Source organism: Lysobacter dokdonensis DS-58 (genome assembly GCF_000770795.1).
Lineage (GTDB): Bacteria > Pseudomonadota > Gammaproteobacteria > Xanthomonadales > Xanthomonadaceae > Noviluteimonas > Noviluteimonas dokdonensis.
In genome coordinates, this window is the sequence record NZ_JRKJ01000002.1 from 117,017 (window position 1) to 137,086 (window position 20,070).

Annotated in this window: 19 protein-coding genes; 10 read left to right on the plus strand and 9 right to left on the minus strand. The window is 67.6% G+C overall.

Features of this window, described 5'->3' with window-relative positions:
* Window positions 1–18: 18 nt before the first annotated feature.
* The gene (locus LF41_RS00910) at window positions 19–1,176 is read right to left on the minus strand and encodes an acyl-CoA dehydrogenase family protein (protein ID WP_338037838.1); all 1,158 of its coding nucleotides are present in this window, start codon (window positions 1,174–1,176) and stop codon (window positions 19–21) included.
* Between the two features lie 114 nt (window positions 1,177–1,290).
* Here LF41_RS00910 and LF41_RS00915 point away from each other — a divergent pair, with 114 nt between their 5' ends.
* From LF41_RS00915 to metH, 3 genes are read left to right on the plus strand one after another with little or no spacing between them, the layout of a single operon-like run.
* On the plus strand, window positions 1,291–2,220 hold the full coding sequence (locus LF41_RS00915) for an ArsR/SmtB family transcription factor (protein WP_036164505.1): 930 nt from the start codon (window positions 1,291–1,293) through the stop codon (window positions 2,218–2,220).
* Window positions 2,217–3,326, plus strand: a complete 1,110-nt coding sequence (locus tag LF41_RS00920; RefSeq protein WP_036164507.1) for a homocysteine S-methyltransferase family protein — start codon at window positions 2,217–2,219, stop codon at window positions 3,324–3,326. The genes LF41_RS00915 and LF41_RS00920 overlap by 4 nt, the downstream gene beginning before the upstream one ends.
* A complete protein-coding gene (gene metH, locus LF41_RS00925; RefSeq protein ID WP_036164509.1) occupies window positions 3,323–6,004 on the plus strand; it encodes a methionine synthase in 2,682 nt (893 codons plus the stop codon). The genes LF41_RS00920 and metH overlap by 4 nt, the downstream gene beginning before the upstream one ends.
* Window positions 6,005–6,018: 14 nt before the next feature.
* Here the strand turns inward: metH and LF41_RS00930 are convergent, their stop codons facing one another.
* From LF41_RS00930 to LF41_RS00960, 7 genes are all read right to left on the minus strand, one after another.
* Window positions 6,019–7,698 carry a hypothetical protein gene (locus LF41_RS00930; protein ID WP_052116010.1) on the minus strand — a complete coding sequence of 560 codons (1,680 nt, stop codon included), beginning with the start codon at window positions 7,696–7,698 and terminating at the stop codon, window positions 6,019–6,021.
* A 42-nt stretch (window positions 7,699–7,740) separates the two neighbouring features.
* On the minus strand, window positions 7,741–8,385 hold the full coding sequence (locus LF41_RS00935) for a DUF2058 domain-containing protein (protein ID WP_036164511.1): 645 nt from the start codon (window positions 8,383–8,385) through the stop codon (window positions 7,741–7,743).
* 72 nt (window positions 8,386–8,457) lie between these two features.
* Window positions 8,458–8,679, minus strand: coding sequence for a SlyX family protein (locus LF41_RS00940; RefSeq protein ID WP_036164514.1), 222 nt, complete (start codon window positions 8,677–8,679; stop codon window positions 8,458–8,460).
* A gap of 4 nt (window positions 8,680–8,683) precedes the next feature.
* On the minus strand, window positions 8,684–10,033 hold the full coding sequence (locus tag LF41_RS00945) for a UDP-glucose dehydrogenase family protein (protein WP_036164517.1): 1,350 nt from the start codon (window positions 10,031–10,033) through the stop codon (window positions 8,684–8,686).
* Window positions 10,034–10,132: 99 nt separating this feature from the next.
* Window positions 10,133–10,915 carry an FKBP-type peptidyl-prolyl cis-trans isomerase gene (locus tag LF41_RS00950; RefSeq protein ID WP_036164520.1) on the minus strand — a complete coding sequence of 261 codons (783 nt, stop codon included), beginning with the start codon at window positions 10,913–10,915 and terminating at the stop codon, window positions 10,133–10,135.
* 53 nt (window positions 10,916–10,968) lie between these two features.
* Entirely contained in the window at window positions 10,969–11,880 is a 912-nt protein-coding gene (locus LF41_RS00955; protein ID WP_036164523.1) for an FKBP-type peptidyl-prolyl cis-trans isomerase N-terminal domain-containing protein, read from the minus strand.
* Window positions 11,881–12,002: 122 nt separating this feature from the next.
* Complete coding sequence (locus tag LF41_RS00960; RefSeq protein WP_052116011.1) at window positions 12,003–12,572, minus strand: glutathione peroxidase; 570 nt, start codon at window positions 12,570–12,572, stop codon at window positions 12,003–12,005.
* A 177-nt stretch (window positions 12,573–12,749) separates the two neighbouring features.
* Between LF41_RS00960 and LF41_RS00965 the strand changes: the two genes are divergently transcribed.
* Genes LF41_RS00965 through LF41_RS00980 form a run of 4 tightly spaced genes read left to right on the plus strand, consistent with a single transcriptional unit; the run spans window position 12,750 to window position 15,517 of the window.
* The gene (locus tag LF41_RS00965; RefSeq protein ID WP_036164526.1) at window positions 12,750–13,223 is read left to right on the plus strand and encodes a hypothetical protein; all 474 of its coding nucleotides are present in this window, start codon (window positions 12,750–12,752) and stop codon (window positions 13,221–13,223) included.
* Between the two features lie 4 nt (window positions 13,224–13,227).
* On the plus strand, window positions 13,228–13,605 hold the full coding sequence (locus tag LF41_RS00970) for a GntR family transcriptional regulator (RefSeq protein ID WP_036164529.1): 378 nt from the start codon (window positions 13,228–13,230) through the stop codon (window positions 13,603–13,605).
* Entirely contained in the window at window positions 13,602–14,480 is an 879-nt protein-coding gene (locus LF41_RS00975; RefSeq protein ID WP_036164533.1) for an ABC transporter ATP-binding protein, read from the plus strand. Before LF41_RS00970 ends, LF41_RS00975 begins: the two co-directional genes overlap by 4 nt.
* Window positions 14,477–15,517, plus strand: a complete 1,041-nt coding sequence (locus LF41_RS00980) for a hypothetical protein (RefSeq protein WP_237577567.1) — start codon at window positions 14,477–14,479, stop codon at window positions 15,515–15,517. Before LF41_RS00975 ends, LF41_RS00980 begins: the two co-directional genes overlap by 4 nt.
* Before the next feature lie 53 nt (window positions 15,518–15,570).
* Here LF41_RS00980 and LF41_RS00985 read toward each other — a convergent pair whose 3' ends face one another.
* Window positions 15,571–17,001 (minus strand): class II fumarate hydratase, encoded by a 1,431-nt coding sequence (locus tag LF41_RS00985; RefSeq protein ID WP_052116012.1) that lies wholly within the window; start codon window positions 16,999–17,001, stop codon window positions 15,571–15,573.
* Between the two features lie 85 nt (window positions 17,002–17,086).
* Here LF41_RS00985 and purB point away from each other — a divergent pair, with 85 nt between their 5' ends.
* From purB to LF41_RS01000, 3 genes are read left to right on the plus strand one after another with little or no spacing between them, the layout of a single operon-like run.
* Window positions 17,087–18,454, plus strand: coding sequence for an adenylosuccinate lyase (gene purB, locus LF41_RS00990; protein ID WP_036164536.1), 1,368 nt, complete (start codon window positions 17,087–17,089; stop codon window positions 18,452–18,454).
* A 23-nt stretch (window positions 18,455–18,477) separates the two neighbouring features.
* The gene (locus tag LF41_RS00995) at window positions 18,478–18,879 is read left to right on the plus strand and encodes a VOC family protein (protein WP_036164539.1); all 402 of its coding nucleotides are present in this window, start codon (window positions 18,478–18,480) and stop codon (window positions 18,877–18,879) included.
* Complete coding sequence (locus LF41_RS01000) at window positions 18,876–20,066, plus strand: ribosomal protein uL16 3-hydroxylase (RefSeq protein ID WP_036164542.1); 1,191 nt, start codon at window positions 18,876–18,878, stop codon at window positions 20,064–20,066. Before LF41_RS00995 ends, LF41_RS01000 begins: the two co-directional genes overlap by 4 nt.
* Window positions 20,067–20,070 lie beyond the last annotated feature (4 nt).

Consider the following 20,070-nt stretch of genomic DNA (forward strand, 5'->3'; position numbering starts at 1 on the left):
CCTTGCAGGCGCGCTGGTTCAGCGCAGGCCGGTTTCGTGGCGGGCGATGACCAGGCGCTGGATCTCGCTGGTGCCTTCGTAGATCTCGGTGATCTTCGCGTCGCGGAAATAGCGCTCGATCGGCATTTCCTTCGAGTAACCCATGCCCGCATGGATCTGCACGGCCTGGTGGGCGATCCACATCGCCGCTTCCGAGGCGGTGAGCTTGGCGATCGCGGCTTCCGTCGTGAACTTCTGGCCCTGGCCCTTCAGCCAGGCCGCGCGCAGCGTGAGCAGCGTCGCCGCATCGAGCTTGCATTTCATGTCGGCGATCTTGGCCTGCGTCATCTGGAACGTGCCGATCGGCACGCCGAAGGCCTTGCGCTCGCGCACGTAGGCCAGCGAGGCCTCGTATGCCGCGCGGCCGATGCCGATGGCCTGCGAGGCGATGCCGATGCGGCCGGCGTCGAGGACGCCCATGGCGATCTTGAAGCCGTGGCCTTCGTCGCCCAGCACTTCGTCGGCGGTGGCGACGTAGTCCACGAACTCGATTTCGCAGGTGGCCGAGGCGCGGATGCCGAGCTTGGGCTCGGTCTTCCCGCGGCTGAAGCCGGGCTTGTCGGTGTCGACCAGGAACGCAGTGATGCCGCGCGCGCCCTTGTCCGGGTCGGTCATCGCGAACAGCACGATGTACTTGGCCACCGGGCCGGAGGTGATCCAGCTCTTCTTGCCGTTGATGACGAACGTGCCGTCGGCCTGCTTCACCGCGCGGCAGCGCATGGCGGTGGCGTCGGAACCGGACTGCGGCTCGGTCAGCGCGAACGCGCCGATCTCGGCGCCCTCGGCGATGGCGCGCACGTACTTCTGCTTCTGCGCCTCGGTGCCGTGGGTCAGGATGCCGTTGCAGAACAGCGAGTTGTTGACCGACATGATCGTCGAGTGCGCGGCGTCGGCCGCGGCGACTTCGACCATCGCCAGCACGTAGCCGACCGGGTCGAGCCCGGCGCCGCCGTATTCGGCCGGCACTTCGATGCCCATCAGGCCGTTTTCGCCCAGGGTGCGGATGTTCTCGAGGGGGAACTCGCCGCTGCGGTCGAAGTGTTCGGCCGTGGGCGCGATCTTCTCGCGCGCGATGCGCCGCGCGATGTCCTGGATCATCAACTGCTCTTCGGTGAAGCGGAAATCCACTTGGCGCACTCCGGGCGGGGATGAAGAAGCGGAATTGTAGCCGCGCACGCGCGCCGCTTGACCCCCGGCGGCCCCGGGGGCCAGACTTATCTCTATATCTTGATCGACGGATGAAACCCGCCAATGGATCTCGAAGGCTGGTCGGTCCGCCTGAAGGTGCTCGCCGATGCCACGCGCGTGCGCCTGCTGGCCCTGCTCGAAGGCGAGGAACTCACCGTCGCCGAGCTCTCCTCGATCACTCGGCTGGCGCAGCCGCGCGTGTCCACGCACCTGGCCAAGCTGAAGGAAGCCGGGCTGGTGCGCGATCGCCGCGCCGGCGTGAGCGCGTATTACCGCTACGACGAAGCCGCCCTCGACCCCGCACAGCGCGCCCTCTGGCAGGCGTTGCGCAGCGGATCGGACGACCCGTTGCTGCGCCAGGACGCCGAACGCGTCCCCGGCGTGCTCGCGATGCGCGCGGCCGACCAGAACTGGGCGGACTCGGTGGCCGGCGACATGGAGCGCCACTACTCGCCGGGCCGCACCTGGGAAGCGCTCGCACGCACCGCGCTGCCACTGCTGAGTCCGGGCGACGTGCTCGACATCGCCTCGGGCGACGGCGTGCTGGCCGAACTGCTCGCGCCCCACGCCCGCAAGTACGTGTGCATCGATGCCAGCGCGCGCGTGGTCGCCGCCGCCAGTGAACGCCTGAAGCCGTATCCGAACGTCGAAGTCCGCGAAGGCGACATGCATGCCCTGCCGTTCGCCGATGCGAGCTTCGACCTCGTCGTGTTGATGCATGCCCTCACCTACGCGGCCAAGCCGGCGCAGGCCGTGGCCGAAGGCGCGCGCGTGCTGCGCCGCGGCGGCCGCCTGCTGCTCTCGAGCCTGGCGCGCCACGAACACAAGGCGGTGGTCGAGGCCTACGGCCACGCCAACCTGGGCTTCACGGAGAAGGACTTGCGCAAGTTCGCCGAGAAGGCCGGGCTGGAGATCGCCAACGCCGGCACCGTGACGCGCGAGCGCCGCCCGCCCCATTTCGAAGTGTTGTCGCTGCTGGGAGTCAAACCGTGACCGATCCGAAGACCCTGCCCTGGAAGAACCCCGCGCGCGTGGCCGCGCTCGAATCGGCATTGGCCGAACGGATCCTGCTGCTCGACGGCGCGATGGGCACGATGATCCAGCGCCATGAACTCGGCGAAGCCGACTACCGCGGCGAACGCTTCGCGCACGGGTACGACGCGCTGTTCGCGAACGACGGCCACGCACACGGTGACGGTTGCGGCTGCGAAGCGCACGACCAGAAAGGCAACAACGACCTGCTGACGCTGACGCGGCCGGACATCATCCGCGACATCCACGCGCAGTATCTCGACGCGGGCGCGGACCTGATCGAGACCAACACGTTCAATTCGACGTCGGTGTCGCTGTCCGACTATCGCCTCCAACACCTGGTGCGTGAACTGAACTTCGAATCGGCGAAGCTCGCCCGCGCCGCATGCGATGCGGCCGAAGCGCGCGACCCGTCGAAGCCACGCTTCGTCGTCGGCGTGCTCGGCCCGACGAGCCGCACTGCCTCGCTGAGCCCCGACGTGAATCGCCCCGGCTTCCGCGCGATCACGTTCGACGAGCTCGCCGAAGCCTATCGCGACGCCACGCGCGGCCTGATCGAAGGCGGCGCGGACATCCTGATGGTTGAAACGATCTTCGACACGCTCAATGCGAAGTCTGCGGTGTTCGCCATCGAGGATGTCTTCCAGGAATTCGGCGTGCGCCTGCCGATCATGATCTCCGGCACGATCACGGATGCGTCGGGCCGCACGCTCTCGGGCCAGACGGCCGAAGCCTTCTGGTATTCGCTGCGGCATTCGCGTCCGCTCGCCATCGGCCTGAACTGCGCGCTCGGCGCCAAGGACCTGCGCGCGCACGTGGACGTGCTGGCCCAGGTCGCCGATGCCTACGTCAGCACGCATCCGAACGCGGGCCTGCCCAATGCGTTCGGCGGCTACGACGAAACGCCGGAAGACATGGCCGGGACGCTGCGCGAGTTCGCGGCGAGCGGCTTGCTCAATTTCGTCGGCGGGTGTTGCGGCACGACGCCCGACCACATCCGCGCGATCGGCGAAGCGATCGCCGGGCTGCCTCCGCGCGCGCTGCCGGAGCTCATCGAAGCCGCATGAACGCCCCCCTCCCCCGCAACACGCGCCTGAGCGGCCTGGAGCCGCTGCAGATCACCCCGCAGAGCAACTTCGTCAACGTCGGCGAACGCACGAACGTCACTGGCTCGGCGCAGTTCAAGAAGCTGATCCTCGAAGGCCGCTACGACGAAGCGGTGGTCGTGGCGCGCCAGCAGGTCGAGAACGGCGCCCAGGTGCTCGACGTCAACATGGACGAAGGCCTGCTCGACGCCGAGCTGGCGATGACGACCTTCCTCAACCTCATCGCCGCCGAGCCCGACATCGCGCGCGTGCCGGTGATGGTCGACAGCTCGAAATGGACGGTGATCGAGGCCGGCCTGAAATGCCTGCAGGGCAAGGGCATCGTCAACTCGATTTCGATGAAGGAAGGTGAAGACGAATTCCTGCGCCAGGCGCGGCTCGTGCGGCGCTACGGCGCGGCGGTGGTCGTCATGGCTTTCGACGAAGCGGGCCAGGCCGACACGGTCGAGCGCAAGGTCGGCATCAGCGCGCGCGCGTACGACCTGCTGACGACGCAAGTGGGCTTCCCGCCCGAGGACATCATCTTCGACCCCAACGTGTTCGCGATCGCCACCGGCATCGAGGAACACGACAACTACGCGGTCAACTTCATCGAGGCGGCGCGCGAGTTGCGCCGCCGCTTCCCGCTGTCGCACATCTCCGGCGGCGTGTCGAACGTTTCGTTCTCCTTCCGCGGGAACGAAGCCGTGCGGCAGGCGATCCACGTGGTGTTCCTGTACCACGCGATCAGGGCGGGCATGGACATGGGCATCGTCAACGCCGGCGCTTTGCCATTGTACGACGACCTCGATGCCGACCTGCGCGAGCGCGTCGAGGACGTCGTCCTCAACCGCCGCAGCGACGGCACCGAGCGGTTGCTGGAAATCGCCGAACGCTTCAAGGGCAAGAAGGGCGAGAAGAAGGTCGAGGACCTGCGCTGGCGCGACAAGCCGGTGGGCGACCGCCTGTCGCACGCGCTGGTGCACGGCATCGATGCGTACATCGAGACCGACACCGAAGAAGCGCGCCTGCAATCCACGCGTCCGCTCGACGTGATCGAGGGGCCGCTGATGGCCGGCATGAACGTCGTCGGCGATCTGTTCGGCGCCGGCAAGATGTTCCTGCCGCAGGTGGTGAAGTCCGCGCGCGTGATGAAGAAGGCCGTCGCGTGGCTGCTGCCGTACATCGAGGCCGAGAAGCTGCGCACGGGCGATGCCGGCAAGTCGAACGGCAAGATCGTCATGGCGACCGTCAAGGGCGACGTGCACGACATCGGGAAGAACATCGTCGGCGTGGTGCTGGCGTGCAACAACTTCGAGGTGATCGACCTCGGCGTGATGGTGCCTTCGCAGGTCATCCTCGATCGCGCGAAGGCCGAGGGCGCGGACCTGATCGGCCTGTCGGGGCTGATCACGCCGTCGCTGGAGGAAATGCGCCACGTCGCGGCGGAGATGCAGCGCCAGGGCTTCGTGATGCCGCTGCTGATCGGCGGCGCGACGACCTCGCGCGCGCACACGGCGCTGAAGATCGACACGCAGTACAAGTCGCCGACCGTGTGGGTGAAGGATGCCTCGCGCGCGGTGGGCGTCGCGCAGTCACTGGTGTCGGGCGACCTGCGCGCGGCGTTCGTCGCCGCGAACGACGCGGACTATGCGGAGATCCGCGAGCGGCACCGCAATCGCGGCGATGCGAAGCGACTCGTGCCGATCGACAAGGCGCGCGCGCAGAAGTTCGAGGGCGGCTGGGCCGAACACACGCCCCCTGCCCCACGAAACCCCGGGATCACGGTATTCGACGACGTGCCGTTGTCGGAGCTGGTGCCTTACATCGACTGGTCGCCGTTCTTCAACACGTGGGAACTGGCGGGCAAGTATCCCGCGATCCTCTCCGATGCCGTGGTCGGTGCGCAGGCGCGCGAGTTGTTCGCCGATGCGCAGGCGATGTTGCGGCAGATCGTCGACGAGAAATGGTTGACGGCGAAGGCCGTGGTCGGACTATGGCCGGCACGGTCGGTCGGCGACGACGTGCGCCTTGCGGACGGGACGACGCTGCACTTCCTGCGCCAGCAGGCGGAGAAGCCGGCCGATCGCCCGGATTTCTGCCTCGCGGATTTCATCGCGCCCGAAGGTTCGGGCAAGGACGACTGGATCGGCGGGTTCGCCGTCACCGCGGGGCTCGGGATCGAACCGCACGTTGCGCGTTTCGAAGCCGACCATGACGACTATCGCGCGATCCTGCTCAAGGCCCTGGCCGATCGCCTGGCCGAAGCGTTGGCCGAACGCCTGCATGCGCAGGTGCGTCGCGAGTTGTGGGGTTATGCGTCCGACGAGGCGCTCGACAACGATGCGTTGATCGACGAGAAATACGCCGGCATCCGCCCCGCACCGGGTTATCCCGCGTGCCCCGACCACACCGAGAAGGCGACGTTGTTCGCACTGCTCGATGCGGAGAAACATGCGGGCGTGAAGCTCACGGAGAGTTTCGCGATGTACCCGGCGGCGGCGGTGTCCGGCTACTACTTCAGCCACCCGCGCAGCCAGTATTTCGTGGTCGGGCGGCTGTCGCGCGAGCAGGTCGCCGATTACGCCAGGCGCAAGGGCGTGACGCTGGCGCAGGCGGAACGGTGGCTGGCGTCGAACCTGGATTACGACCCGGAGTAAGAGCGTCGTTTCCGCTACGGCCTCCCGTGTTCAATCGGCCGGTCGCGATGCATCAACGCCCACTCGGCGTGTTCGGCCAACGCCGCCTCGCCGAGCGCACGCAGGATCTCCCGCTTTTCCTGCGTGCCCGCCGCCGCGTCGAGCGCCATGCGTGCGTTGCGATAGATGCGGTGCATGAAGCGGTACTGCTTGACCAGCTCCTTGTCGGCCTTGCGATAGGCGTAGGCCTCGCGCACGGCGGCGATGAGCGAGAGCGCACCCATCAATGTCACCAGCACGCTGCGCGTGGCGTCGTCGAAGCCGCGGTGGAACAGCGCCAGCACGATGCTGATCGCGATGCCGGTCCACAAACAGGCGGCGCCGACGGTGCGCGTGCGCAGGTGGTGGCGTTCGCGCAACACGGACTTGCGTTCGTAATACGCCAGTTGCCCGGATTGCCCGGGGCGGCCGACCCATGCATCGATCACTTCGGCGACGGCGCGCGCCGCATCGTCCGCATCCGGGGACGGCGCCGTGCGCGCGAGTCCGACCTGGCGCATCACGTTGCGGATCCAGCCGAGCTCGACGTCCTGCTTCTGCATGAAGTTGTCGTGCGCGAACTCGGCGTCACCGGTGATCGTCAGGCCCGCGCGCCGCCAGAACGTCTGCACGCGCAGGCCTTCGGCGAGCGCGCGGTAGTCGATGTACTTGCGGTGCCAATCGCGGCGATGCGCGGCGATGGCGATGCACAGGCCCGCGGCGAACAGCCCCAGGAACACCCACAGCATCCAGTCCGGCGCGCCGAGGTCGGCGTACAGCAGCAGCGACAACCCCATCGCCACCGCGCCGAAATGGATCGCGCGCATCGCCCACTGCGTGCGCCGCTGGTATCGCACGGCGAGTGCGTCGGCTTCGCGCCATGTCCGTTCGGACACATCCTCGCTCGCCGCGGGCACCGCGCGCGGATCGAGCTTGCGGCGGTCGATCTCGAAGGCCTGCATGCGCCGGAAGATGCGGTCGTATTCGGGCGGCATGCCCGCATCGAACGTGCGCTGCCCCGCGCTCGTGCACCAGCACGGCCTGTCCCCCTCCGCGGGCGCGCTGTCGCCGTTGCGCCGCACCTTGAAGTGCAGCACCAGCGAATCATCGTCGCCCGCGAGCATCTGCCGCAGGTTGTCGGTCGCGCGCCGCGCCCCCGGCACCGGCCCGCCGAGGTAATACCGCACGATCTGCGCCGTGCCGCCGGTGCCGTATTCCTCGCGTCCGTCCCACAAGGCGAACAGCACGTGGCAATGGTTCGCGACGAACAAACCGGCATGCAGGTATTGGCGATCGCGCGGCGGTCCCGCGCGACGCAGCACGTCGAGGTCCTGTTCGACCAGCGTCAGCGGGACGGTGTGTGCTTGCGCGAGCAGGTGCGCGAAGGCGTGCTGCGACTCGATGCTCGGGAAGTCTTCGCGATACAGGTCGATCGGCAGCGGCAAGGGCACGACCAGGCGAGCGCCGGCGTCTAGCGCGACTTCGGCGACGAGCCGGTCGCCGCCTTCGGCGAGCGCGGAGACGACGACGAGCGCGAGGTCGGGATAGCGTTCATGCAGGACCGCAAGCGCTTCGCGGACTTGCGTACGCAGATGGGGCAACTGCGCGGGATCGAGGTCGCGATGGCTCGTGACCCCGACGATGAGTTCGGTGCGCAGCGCGGGTGCGGTGGTCACGCACCTTGCAACGCTTGGCGGCGGGCGTGGCGGCCAGCGGCCCTACCAGACCAGGTCGTCGGGCACCTGGTATTGCGGGTCGGCGTAGGGGTCGTCCTGCGGTGGGGCGTCCGGGTCGACTTTCAGCGCGACGGCCGGCGCGAAGATTGCTTCGGCCTGCGCGAGCGTCGCTGCATCCACCAGCACGTAGCGGCCGTCGTTCTGCAGCACGCCGAGTTCGCCGGCGTTGAGCGCCGCCAACTGCGCCTGCGTGACGTACACGCGCTTGATCTTGCCGCCGTATTCGAAGTGGCGCGCGATCTCCGCGTCGGCGACATTGAGGCCCTTGCCCTGCAGGAACGTGGCGAGCGCGGCCTTGGCCTCGCGGCGCTGGCGCGCGGCTTCCTGCTTCTGGCGTTCGGCTTCGATGCGCTCGTCTTTTTCCTTCTGCGCGCGGATGGCGTACGCCTTGGCGAGGTCGATGTCCTCGCGCGTGCGCGGCTTGCCTTGCGGCGGCCTGGCATTGGCGTGCGGCGGTTTGCCGTGCTGCGGGCGCCCTTGCGCGGGCTTGCCGTGCGCGGGCTTGCCCTGCCCCGGCTTCGCGCCGTGCTGCGGCTTCCCGCCTTGCGGCGCGGGCTTCGGACGCTCGGGTTTCGGCGCCGGCTTGAAGCCCAGGCCGAGCAACTGGTTACGCAGGGTTTCGCTCATTTCGGGACTGCGGACGTGCGATTCGACGGCGCAAAGCTACCGCATCGCGCGCGGCGATGCAGCCCTGGCGCGTCAGTAATGGGGCGGCGGTGGTTCGTCGGCCGGATCGGCCATGAATCCCGCGCGCGAGGATTTCATTTCTTCCAGCGCACGGCGGAACAGGTCCGCGTTGCGCTGCGCCTCGATGCGCGCGGCGGCGAGCGCGTCGCTCATCTCCGCCAGCGTGCCTTCGAGGAAGGCGATGCGCGTTTCGAGTTCCACCACGCGCGCTTCGAGCGCATCGCCATTGGTCATCGCGTCAGGCCTGCTTTTCCCGGCGCAGCGAGCGGCCGCGGCCGATGCCGTAGTACTGCAGGCCTGCGGCTTCGACTTCTTCCGGGTCGTAGAGGTTGCGGCCGTCGAAGACGACCTTGTCCGTCAACGTTTTCGCGAGCTTGGCGAAATCCGGGCTGCGGAACTGCTTCCATTCGGTGACCACGACCAGCGCGTCGGCGCCCTGCAGCGCTTCGCCGGCCGTCGCGCACAGATGCAGGTCGTCGCGCGTACCGAAGATGCGGCGGGCTTCCTGCGTGGCTTCCGGGTCGTACGCACGCACGCGCGCGCCGGCCTCCCACAGTTGCGCGAGCAGCTCGCGGCTGGACGCGGCGCGCATGTCGTCGGTGTTGGGCTTGAACGCCAGGCCCCACACCGCGACGGTCTTGCCGGCGACGCCGTCGGGGAAATGACGCTGCATCAGTTCGAACAGGTGCTGCTTCTGCGCGGCGTTGACCGCTTCCACCGCATCCAGCAGGCGCGGGTTGCAGCCGTACTGCTGCGCGGTCCATGCCAGCGCCTGCACGTCCTTCGGGAAGCACGACCCGCCGTAACCGGCGCCCGGGTAGATGAAGTGCCAGCCGATGCGCGGATCCGAGCCGATGCCCTGGCGCACGTGTTCGATGTCGGCGCCCACCTGCTCGGCGATGCACGCCATCTCGTTCATGAAGGAAATCTTGGTGGCGAGCATCGCGTTCGCCGCGTACTTGGTCAGCTCGGCCGAACGCACGTCCATCGACACGATGCGCTCGTGGTTGCGATTGAACGGCGCGTAGAGGCGCTTGAGCTTTTCCAGCGCCTGCGCGCTGTCGGTGCCGATGACGATGCGGTCGGGGCGCATGCAGTCGTTGACCGCGTCGCCTTCCTTGAGGAATTCGGGATTGCTGACGACGTCGAACACGAGCGTGACGCGACGGCTCGCCAATTCGTTCGCGATCGCCGCATGCACCTTGTCTGCGGTGCCGACCGGCACGGTCGACTTGTTCACCACGACCACCGCGCGCTGCACGTGCTGGCCGATCGTGCGCGCCACCGCGAGGACGTACTTGAGGTCCGCGCTGCCGTCTTCGTCCGGCGGCGTGCCCACGGCGATGAACACGACGTCGCCGTGCTCGATCGCGGCGGCCGCATCGGTGGTGAAGTTCAAACGGCCCGAGGCGTGGTTGGCTTTCACCATCGGTTCGAGGCCCGGCTCGTAGATCGGGATCACGCCCCGGTTGAGGCCTTCGACCTTGGCCTGGTCGATGTCGACGCAAACCACGTCGTGCCCGACTTCCGCAAGGCAGGTGCCAGTGACGAGCCCGACGTAGCCGGTGCCGAAGATGGTGACGCGCATGGAGGTCCCTGATGAGCTTGGAAAGGCGGCATGGTCGCAGCCGCCGTCGTCACGCCACGGTGAAACCGCGGCGTGACGTGGTCATTGCAATGATGCGGATTACTGCTTCGGCTGTTCCGGCGCCTGCACGATGTCGAGCAGTTCGACGTCGAACACGAGCGTGGCGTTCGGGCCGATCGGGCCGCCCGGCGTGCCCTTCTCGCCGTAGCCGAGGTTGCCCGGGATCCACAGCTTGAACTTGCTGCCGACCGGCATCAGCTGGATGCCTTCCTGCCAGCCCGGCACGACCTGGTCGAGCGGGAACACGACCGGCTGGCCGCGCTCGTAGGAGCTGTCGAAGGTCTTGCCGTCGAGCGTGGCGCCCTTGTAGTGCACGCGCACGACGTCGCCGGCCTTCGGCTTCGGGCCCTTGCCTTCGGTCACGACCTGGTACTGCAGGCCCGAGGCGGTGGCTTGCACGCCCGGCTTCTTTGCGTTGTCGGCGAGGAACTTCTTGCCGGCGTCGAGGTTGTTCTTCGCATCGGCTTCGGCCTTGACCACGGCCTTCTGCTGCATCTTCTCGCCGAAGGCTTCGCTGACTTCGCGCGCCTGGTCGTCGGTCATCAACAGCTTGTCACCCTTGAGCGTCGACTTGACGGCCTTGGCGATGACGTCGAAGTCGACCTCGTCCTTGATCGGCTCGAGCTGCTTGCCCAGCGCCATGCCGACCATGTAGCTCACGCGGTCCTTTTCGGTGGGGAGGCCGGCGATCTGCGCGCCCTTGGCAGTCGACGCGGCGGCCGGCGCATTGGCGTCGGTCTTGTCCGGCGCCTTGCAACCGGCGGCGAAGATGGCCGCGGTGGCGGCGGTGAGGACGAGTGCGTGGCGCATGGACAGCTTCATCGTTGGGCGCTCCTTGGAAATCGGAAAAGGAAAATCAAAAGACAACGTGTGGGTCATTCGACGCCGAGCAGTTCGACATCGAACACGAGCGTCGCGTTCGGACCGATGTTGCCCTGGGGCATGCCCGAGGCGCCGTAGGCCAGATCGCCGGGAATCCAGAACCGGTACTTGCCGCCGACCGGCATCATCGCCAGGCCTTCGCTCCAGCCGGCGATGACCTGCGAGAGCGAGAACGTGCGCGGCTGGCCGTCGCCGGTGCTGTCGAATTCGGTGCCGTCGAGCAGCGTGCCGCGATACAGCACGCGGACGCGTTCGCCCGGCTTCGGGCGCAGGCCCGCGCCCTGGCGGAGGATCGTGTACTGCAGGCCGGACTTCGTGGTGAAGACACCCTTCTGCGTCCTGTTCTTCGCCAGGAACTCGGCGCCGGCCTTCGCGTTGTCGGCCGCGCCGACCTGCGCGCGCGCCACCGCGGCGGCGTTGAGCTTCGTGCTGAAATCCTGGCGGACGATCATCGCTTCTTCCGGCGACATCAGCGGCTTGCCGCCCGACAGCGCAGTGCGCACGGCCTGCACGAGCACGGCCACGTCGATCTCGTCCCGGATCGGTGCGAGGCGGCGGCCCGGGTCGATGCCGACGAGCAAACCGACGTCGGTCTTCGAAATGTCGGGGAGCTTCGCGTTGGGCTGGTTGCGCGCACCGATGCGCGCCATCAGCGTTTCGCCCGTCTTCTTCGCGGTGGCTTCGTCGATGAGCGGGGGCTTGCCCGCCATCGCGTTGCGCAGCGCGCGCTCGAATGCGGGGAAGTCGATGTCGGGGCCGATGGGGGCGATCGATTCGGCGACGTCCATGCCCGCCATGTAGCTCACCTTGTCGCGCTCGGTGACGAGCCGAGCCTTGTCCTGCGCGTGCGCGGACAGCGCAACGAGTGCGAGCAACGCGGCGATGCCGCGCACGAAACCCTTCATCCGGTGGAACTCCTGTCGAGGTTGTCGAGGTGTTGCATGGGAACGCGCCGGCTCGCGCCGCGCGGCCGACCATTGTCGGCGGCCGCGGGGGCGCGGGGCAAACGCCCCCCAGGGGCAATGGTTCAGGCGCCCTTCGGCTTGCGCGCCGTCAACGCTTTCTCGATGGCCTCGACGATGGCCTTGTCGTCGGGCGTGGTCTTCGAGCCCCAACTCGCGATCAGCTTGCCGTCGCGGCCGATCAGGTACTTGTGGAAGTTCCACTTCGGCGGATCCTTCGACACGGCGGCGAGATCCTTGTACAGCGGCGTGGCGTCCGCGCCGACGACGTGCACCTTCTCGAACATGGGGAACTTCACCCCATACGTGAGTTTGCAGAATTCCTGGATCTGCTTCTCGTCGTCGAATTCCTGCGCCCTGAAATCGCCCGACGGGAATCCGAGGACGGCGAAGCCGCGATCCGAATACTTCTTGTGCAGCGCTTCGAGCGCTTCGAACTGCGGAGTGAATCCGCACTTGCTCGCGGTGTTGACGACCAGGACGACGTCGCCGCCGTAGGCCTTCTCCAGGTCGACCTGTGTCTTGCCCGCGAGCGGCCGGTAACTGTGGTCGAGCAATCCGGCCTGCCCGGCAATGGCGGCGGTAGCCAGCGCCAGCAACGTGGCGGCGGCGGCATGAGTGAGGAAACGGCGCATGACGGGGGTCTCGCGGATCGGGACCCGGAGTCTGCCACGCCCGCAGCGCCCCGCCCTGCCCGCCGTCGGCCCCCTCCCGTCGGATATGCCTTTAGTTGGGTCGATTGGTTGTTGACCGGGGGAATGGTGGTGTTATAGTTGCCTACAACACCGATCACCCAGAGCAGGACGCCCACCATGAACCGCAAGCTCCACAACACGGTCACCGCGCTGTTCGCGACCTCGGGGCTGCTCGTGCTGAGCCTGATGGCCGCCAACCCCGCGCCGTCGACCGGCGCTTCGGTCCTCGCCCCCATCGTCGTGCAACCGGCCGCGGACTCCGCGCCGGCCAACGCGAAGCTGGCGAAGCTCGCCGCCCAGGGCCAGCACGCCGCCGCAGCCGCCAAGCGCATCGAAGCGCGCGCCGCCGACCTCGAAGCCCGCCTCGCCAAGGCGAAGAACGGCAACGACGCCCTCGGCGAAGTCCTCGGATTCGCCGCCGAGGCCGCGACGCTCGCGACCATCGCCGCCGCGATGGACGGCGTCGAACACCCCGACACGATGGCGGCCGTCGAAGAGGCGGACACCACGCCTTCGAAGCCCGCCCGCAAGCGCACGTCCGGCCGCCAGTCGGTCGCGATGCCCTTCTACTCCTTCGCGCCGCGAGGCTGAGCCCATGACCGCAATCGAATGGAGCGACGGCGCTCCCATCTACCGCCAGCTGAAGGAACGCGTCGTGGCGATGCTGCTCGACGGGATCCTGAAGCCAGGGGACGCACTGCCCTCGGTGCGCCAGGTGGCCGCCGAATACCAGCTCAACCCAATCACCGTCTCGCGCGCCTACCAGGAGCTCGCGGACGAAGCCATCGTCGAAAAACGCAGGGGACTCGGCATGTACGTCACGGAAGGGGCTTCGGAAAAACTGCTGGGCAGCGAGCGCGACCGCTTCCTGCGCGAGGAATGGCCGCTGGTGCTGGAACGCATCCAGCGCCTGGGCCTCTCGCTCGACCGTCTCCTGCATAACGCCACTGCGCCCAACGGAGGCCAGGCATGAACGTGTCCGTCGAAACGCAGTCCGTCGTCAGCGCGCGCAACCTGCGCAAGGCCTACAAGAACAAGGTCGCGCTGGACAACACCGCGTTCGAGATCCCGCAGGGCCGCATCGTCGGCCTCATCGGCCCGAACGGCGCCGGCAAGACCACCGCCCTCAAGGCGCTGCTCGGCCTGATCCCGTTCGAAGGCGACCTGCGCGTCCTCGGCCGCGACCCGCGCACCGAACGCGACGCGCTGATGAACGATGTGTGCTTCATCGCCGACGTCGCGGTGCTGCCGCGCTGGATCCGCGTGCGCGAAGCCATCGAGTTCGTCGCCGGCGTGCATCCGCGATTCGACCGCGCGCGCTGCGAACGCTTCCTCGCCAACACCAAGCTCACGCCCAACATGAAGGTGCGCGAGCTGTCCAAGGGCATGATCGTGCAGTTGCACCTGGCCCTGGTGATGGCGATCGACGCCAAGCTGCTCGTGCTCGACGAGCCGACGCTCGGCCTCGACATCCTGTATCGCAAGCAGTTCTACCAGCGCCTGCTGGAGGATTACTTCGACGAGGACAAGACCATCGTCATCACCACGCACCAGGTCGAGGAGATCGAGCACATCCTCACCGACGTGATGTTCATCCGCGACGGCAAGATCGTGCTGTCGGCGCCGATGGAAGACGTGGGCCAGCGTTACGTCGAAGTCCTCGTCAACGCCGACCGCACCGAAGAAGCACGCGGCTTGCGCCCCATCGACGAGCGCAGCCTGCCGTTCGGCAAGACGGTGATGTTGTTCGACGGCGTCGAGCAGCACCGCCTCGCCGGCCTGGGCGAAACCCGCGTGCCGGGCCTCGCCGACCTGTTCGTCGCCACCATGAAGGGCACCTACGCATGAACGCATCCACCTTTGATGGCGAACCGCGCCGCGCACCCGTGGCCGCGCCCCACCCCACCCACAAGTTCAAGCTGTTGCTGCGCCGCGAGTTCTGGGAGCACAAGGGCGGGTTCTTCTGGGCGCCGATCATCGCCGGCGGCATCTCCGTCGTCCTCGCGCTCATGGCGCTGCTGGTGGCCGAAGTGGGCGCGCGCAAGGCGCTGGCGGCGGGCAAGTTGCACGGCGACAGCTTCCAGATCAACGGCCTGGACTTCTCGCACGTCACCGCGCGCATGAGCGCCGACGACCTCCAGCAATGGAGCAACGCGGTCGACGCCTCGATGCTGGTCTCCTCGCTGTGGCCCTACATCGTCCTGGGCTTCGTGGTGTTCTTCTACTGCCTCGGCGCGCTGTACGACGAACGCAAGGACCGCAGCGTGCTGTTCTGGAAGTCGCTGCCGCTGTCCGACCGCGACACGGTGTTGTCGAAGGCCGCCAGCGCGCTGCTGGTCGCCCCGGTCATCGCCACGGTCGCCGCCGTCCTGACGATGTTCGCCTTCGGCCTGGTGGTCACGCTGGTCATGCCGATGCACGGCCTCAACCCCTTCAAGATGTACTGGGGCGCGGGCAATCCGCTCGAAGTGGCCGGCACGCTGGTCGCGGCGATCCCGGTGTACGCGGTGTGGGCGCTGCCGACCGTCGGCTGGCTGATGCTCTGCTCGGCATGGGCACGCACCAAGCCCTTCCTGTGGGCGGTGATGATCCCCGTGTTCGCCGGCATCTTCGTGGCCTGGTTCGACGTCATGAACGTCTTCAGCCTCGATACCGGTTGGTTCTGGACGAACGTCGTGGCCCGCGCGTTGACCTCGGTCTTCCCGGGCATGTGGATGACCGCGCAGAACATCCACATCGACGGCCCCGAAAGCTTCAGTGCGCTCTCGCAAGTGCAGTCGATGTACTCGGTCTTCGCCACGCCGCAGATGTGGATCGGTGCGGCGGCCGGCATCGCGATGATCTTCGCCGCCATCCGCCTGCGTCGCTGGCGCGACGACAACTAATCCCTGGAAAGGATGCAACCCCACTTGCCCCGGCACCGCCGGGGCATTTTTTTTCAGCCGCCGCCGCCCCCGCCACCGGCGCGGATCCCGCCCTTCGTCAACGCCGCGGGATCGAGCAAGGCCTTGAGTTTCGCCGCCGGCAGTCCGCTCATTTCCAGCGCAACATCGAACACCGGCCGCTGTTCCTTGTACGCGCGCTTGGCGATCGCCGCGGCCTTCTCGTAACCGATCACCGGGTTGAGCGCGGTCACGAGGATCGGGTTGCGGCCCAGGGCTTCGTCCACCTTGTCTTTGCGCACCGTCAACCCCGAGATGGCCGTGTCGGCGAGCAATCGCATCACGTTCGACAGCAGGCGGATCGAGTCGAGCAGATTCGCCGCGATCACCGGCAACATCACGTTGAGTTGGAAGTTGCCGGACGCGCCGGCGATGGTCACGGTCGTGTGCTGCCCCATCACCTGCGCGCACACCATGCACGTGGCTTCGGGGATCACCGGGTTCACCTTTCCCGGCATGATCGAACTGCCGGGTTGCAGAGCGGGCAGTTCGATTTCGCCCAACCCCGCGAGCGGACCGGCGTTCATCCAGCGCAGGTCGTTGGCGATCTTCATCAGTGCGACGGCGAGCGCATTGAGCGCGCCGGAGAGCTCGACCGCGTCGTCCTGCGCGGCGATGCCTTCGAACTTGTCGTCGGCCGATTCGAACTTCGTTCCCGACATTTCCGACAACGCCTTCGCCATGCGCTTGCCGAAGCGCGGATCGGCGTTGATGCCCGTGCCGATGGCCGTGCCGCCGATGGGCAAGCGACGCAGGCGCTTGCCGCAATCGACCAGGCGCCCCTTCGCGGACGCGAGCTGCGCGGCCCACGCACCGAATTCCTGTCCGAACGTCAGCGGCATCGCATCCATCAGGTGCGTGCGGCCGGTCTTGGTGATCGCCGACAGCGCTTTGCCCTTCCGGTCGATCGTGTACCAGAGGTGGTCGAGTACCGGCAGCAGGTCTTCAACCACGGCGAGTTGCGCGCTGACGCGAATGGCCGTGGGGATGACGTCGTTGGAACTCTGCCCGAGGTTCACGTCGTCGTTGGGATGCACCGCCTTGCCGGCCTGCGATGCGAGTGCCGCGATGACCTCGTTGGCGTTCATGTTGCTCGAGGTGCCCGAGCCGGTCTGGAAGATGTCGATGGGGAAATGCGCGTCGTGCGCGCCTTCGGCCACCGACAGCGCCGCGTTGCGGATCGCCGTGGCCTGGCGCTTGGGCAACAGCCCGAGACCGGCGTTCACATCCGCCGCCGCGGCCTTGATGAGCCCCAACGCGCGGATGAACCCGCGCGGCATGGGCCGGCCGGAAATCGGGAAGTTCTGCACCGCGCGCTGGGTCTGCGCGCCCCACAAGGCGTCGGCGGGGACGCGCAGTTCCCCCATGCTGTCGTGCTCGATGCGCTCGCCGCGCTTGGCGGCCGGGGACGTGCGTTTCTTCGCCATCGATGGGCTCCAGGGGCCGGTCGGCCGGGAGCATACGCCCGCGAGCGTTTAAACTTGCGCGCTCCCGATCGCCGAACCGACCTCGATGACCGACGCCCCGCTGCTCGCCCTGTCCCCGCTCGATGGCCGCTATGCCGGCAAGGTCGACGCCTTGCGCCCGATCTTTTCCGAGTACGGGTTGATCAAGGCCCGCGTGCGCGTCGAGATCGAATGGCTGCTCGCACTGGGTGAAGACGCCGGCATCGTCGAACTCCCAGGATTCGATGCGAAGCAGGCCGGCCGCCTGCGCGCCCTGGCCTCCGGCTTCTCGGTGGCCGACGCCGCGCGCGTGAAAGAGATCGAGCGCACGACCAATCACGACGTCAAGGCGGTCGAGTACTTCATCAAGGAAAAACTGCAGGACGACGCCGAGCTCGGCCCCGCGCTCGAGTTCGTCCACTTCGCCTGCACCAGCGAAGACATCAACAACCTCTCCTACGCGCTGATGCTGCGCGAAGCGCGCGACACGGTGCTGCTGCCGAAGCTCGACGAGTTGATCAAGACGCTGCGCGCGATGGCGCACGACCACGCCGCGCTGCCGATGCTCTCGCGCACCCACGGCCAGACGGCCTCGCCGACCACCGTCGGCAAGGAGATCGCGAACGTCGTCGCGCGGCTGGACCGCCAGCGCAGCGTGCTCGCCGCACTGCCGATGCCGGGCAAGATCAACGGCGCCGTCGGCAACTACAACGCCCACGTCAGTGCGTACCCCGATGTCGACTGGCCGGCGCTGTCGCAGCGTTTCGTCGGCTCGCTCGGCCTGGATTGGCAGCCGTACACCACGCAGATCGAACCGCACGACGGCGTCGCCGAGTTGTGCGATGCCTGCAAGCGCATCGACACGATCGCCATCGACCTGTGCCGCGATATCTGGGGCTACATCTCGCTGGGCTACTTCAAGCAGGCGGTGAAGGCCGGCGAAGTCGGCAGCTCGACGATGCCGCACAAAGTCAACCCGATCGATTTCGAGAATGCGGAAGGCAACTTCGGCATCGCCAATGCGTTGTTCGAGCATTTCGCCGCCAAGTTGCCGATCAGCCGCTGGCAGCGCGATCTCACCGATTCGACGGTGCTGCGGGCGCTCGGCACGGCGTTCGGCCATTCGATGATCGGCTTCGACGCCTTGCTGCGCGGCCTGAACAAGCTCAGTGCGAACCCCGATCGCCTGGCCGCCGACCTCGACGCCGCGTGGGAAGTGCTGGCCGAAGCCGTGCAGACGGTGATGCGCCGCCACGGCTTGCCGAACCCGTACGAGCAATTGAAGGCATTGACGCGGGGCCAGGGCATCACGGCCGATTCGATGCGCGCGTTCATCGCCTCGCTCGATCTGCCCGACGATGCCCGCGCGCGCCTCTCGGCGCTCACGCCCGCGACGTACATCGGCCTGGCCGAACGCCTCGCGAAGGACATCTGATCGATACGCAGGGAGGTGGCGCGATGCGGATGCTGGTGAACATCGACGTCCCCGAGATCGCGACGGCCGAACGGTTCTACTGCGAGGCCTTCGGCCTGCACCGCGGACGGCGCTTCGGGACCGATGCGCTCGAACTGCTGGGCGGCGACGTCCCGATCTACCTGTTGCACAAACAAGCCGGCACGCTGGGCGCAGGCGCCGCCGCGCGCGATTACCTGCGGCATTGGACGCCGGTGCACGTCGATGTCGTCGTCGACGATCTCGACGCCGCGTTGATCCGCGCGGTGGCCGCCGGCGCGGTGCAGGAAGGCGCGGTGCGCGAAGCCGGCTGGGGCCGCATCGTGCAACTGTCCGATCCGTGGGGACACGGGTGGTGCCTGTTGCAATTCCTTGGCCGTGGATACGACGAGATCGCGACGCAATGACGCGCAAATTCCCCCTCGAAGTCGACGGCGCGCTGCAACCTCCGCTCGGCATGCCGCCGGAGATCTTCCTCCGCGATTACTGGCAGAAGCGGCCGCTGCTCATCCGCAATGCGTTCCCCGGTTTCGTCTCGCCGATCACGCCGGAAGATCTCGCGGGCCTGGCCTGCGAGGAAGCGGCGTTGTCGCGCCTGATTGCGCACGACCGCAGCGGCGATTCGTGGATGGTGCGGCACGGGCCGTTCGACGAGGAATTGTTCCCGCAGCTCGGCGATCACGATTGGACGCTGCTCGTGCAGGACGTCGACAAGTGGGACGCCGATGTCGCCTCGCTCCTGCCCGCCTTCGCGTTCCTGCCGCGCTGGCGCATCGACGACATCATGGTGTCGTTCGCGGCCACGGGCGGTTCGGTCGGCGCGCACGTCGACCAGTACGACGTGTTCCTCCTGCAGGCGCACGGTCACCGCCGCTGGCAGATCGATGCGGGCGACCACCCTGACATCGCGTTCCGCGACGACGTGGAGCTGAAACTGCTGCGCACGTTCGACGCCACGCACGATTGGGTGCTCGGCCCGGGCGACATGCTCTATCTCCCGCCCGGCGTGCCGCACCACGGGGTGGCCGAGGATCCGTGCCTGACGTTCTCGGTGGGCATGCGCGCGCCGTCGACGGCCGAGTTGCTCGGCGATTTCGTCGACACCCTCGCGGCCGACGCCGACGAGTCGCTGCGCTATTCCGACCCCGACCTCTCGGTGCCCGCCGATCCCAACGAGATCGACGCCGCCGCGATCGGCCGCGCGATCGCCGCGCTCAACGCATTGCGCATGAACGACCCCGAGCGCCTGGGCGACTGGTTCGCACGCTTCTCCACGCTGTATCGGGCGGCCGGTGAAGTGCAGCCGCCGGAAACGACGCCTTCACGCATCGAGCTGGAATGGGACCTGGGCCAGGGCGCACGCCTGTCGAGGCACCCGTGGTCGCGCGCCGTGTGGCGCCGCGCCGCGAAGGGCGCGCACCTGTTCGTCAGCGGCCTGCCCTTCGCCATGTCCGTGAAGGACGCGAAGACATTGGCCGGTGCCACGATGCTCGAGGGCGCGCAGTACGCCACCCTCTCGCAGGCCGGGCGCGATGCCGTCTTTGCGTTGGTGGAAGCAGGGCACTACCAGATGCTGATCGACGAGGACGAGTGACCGC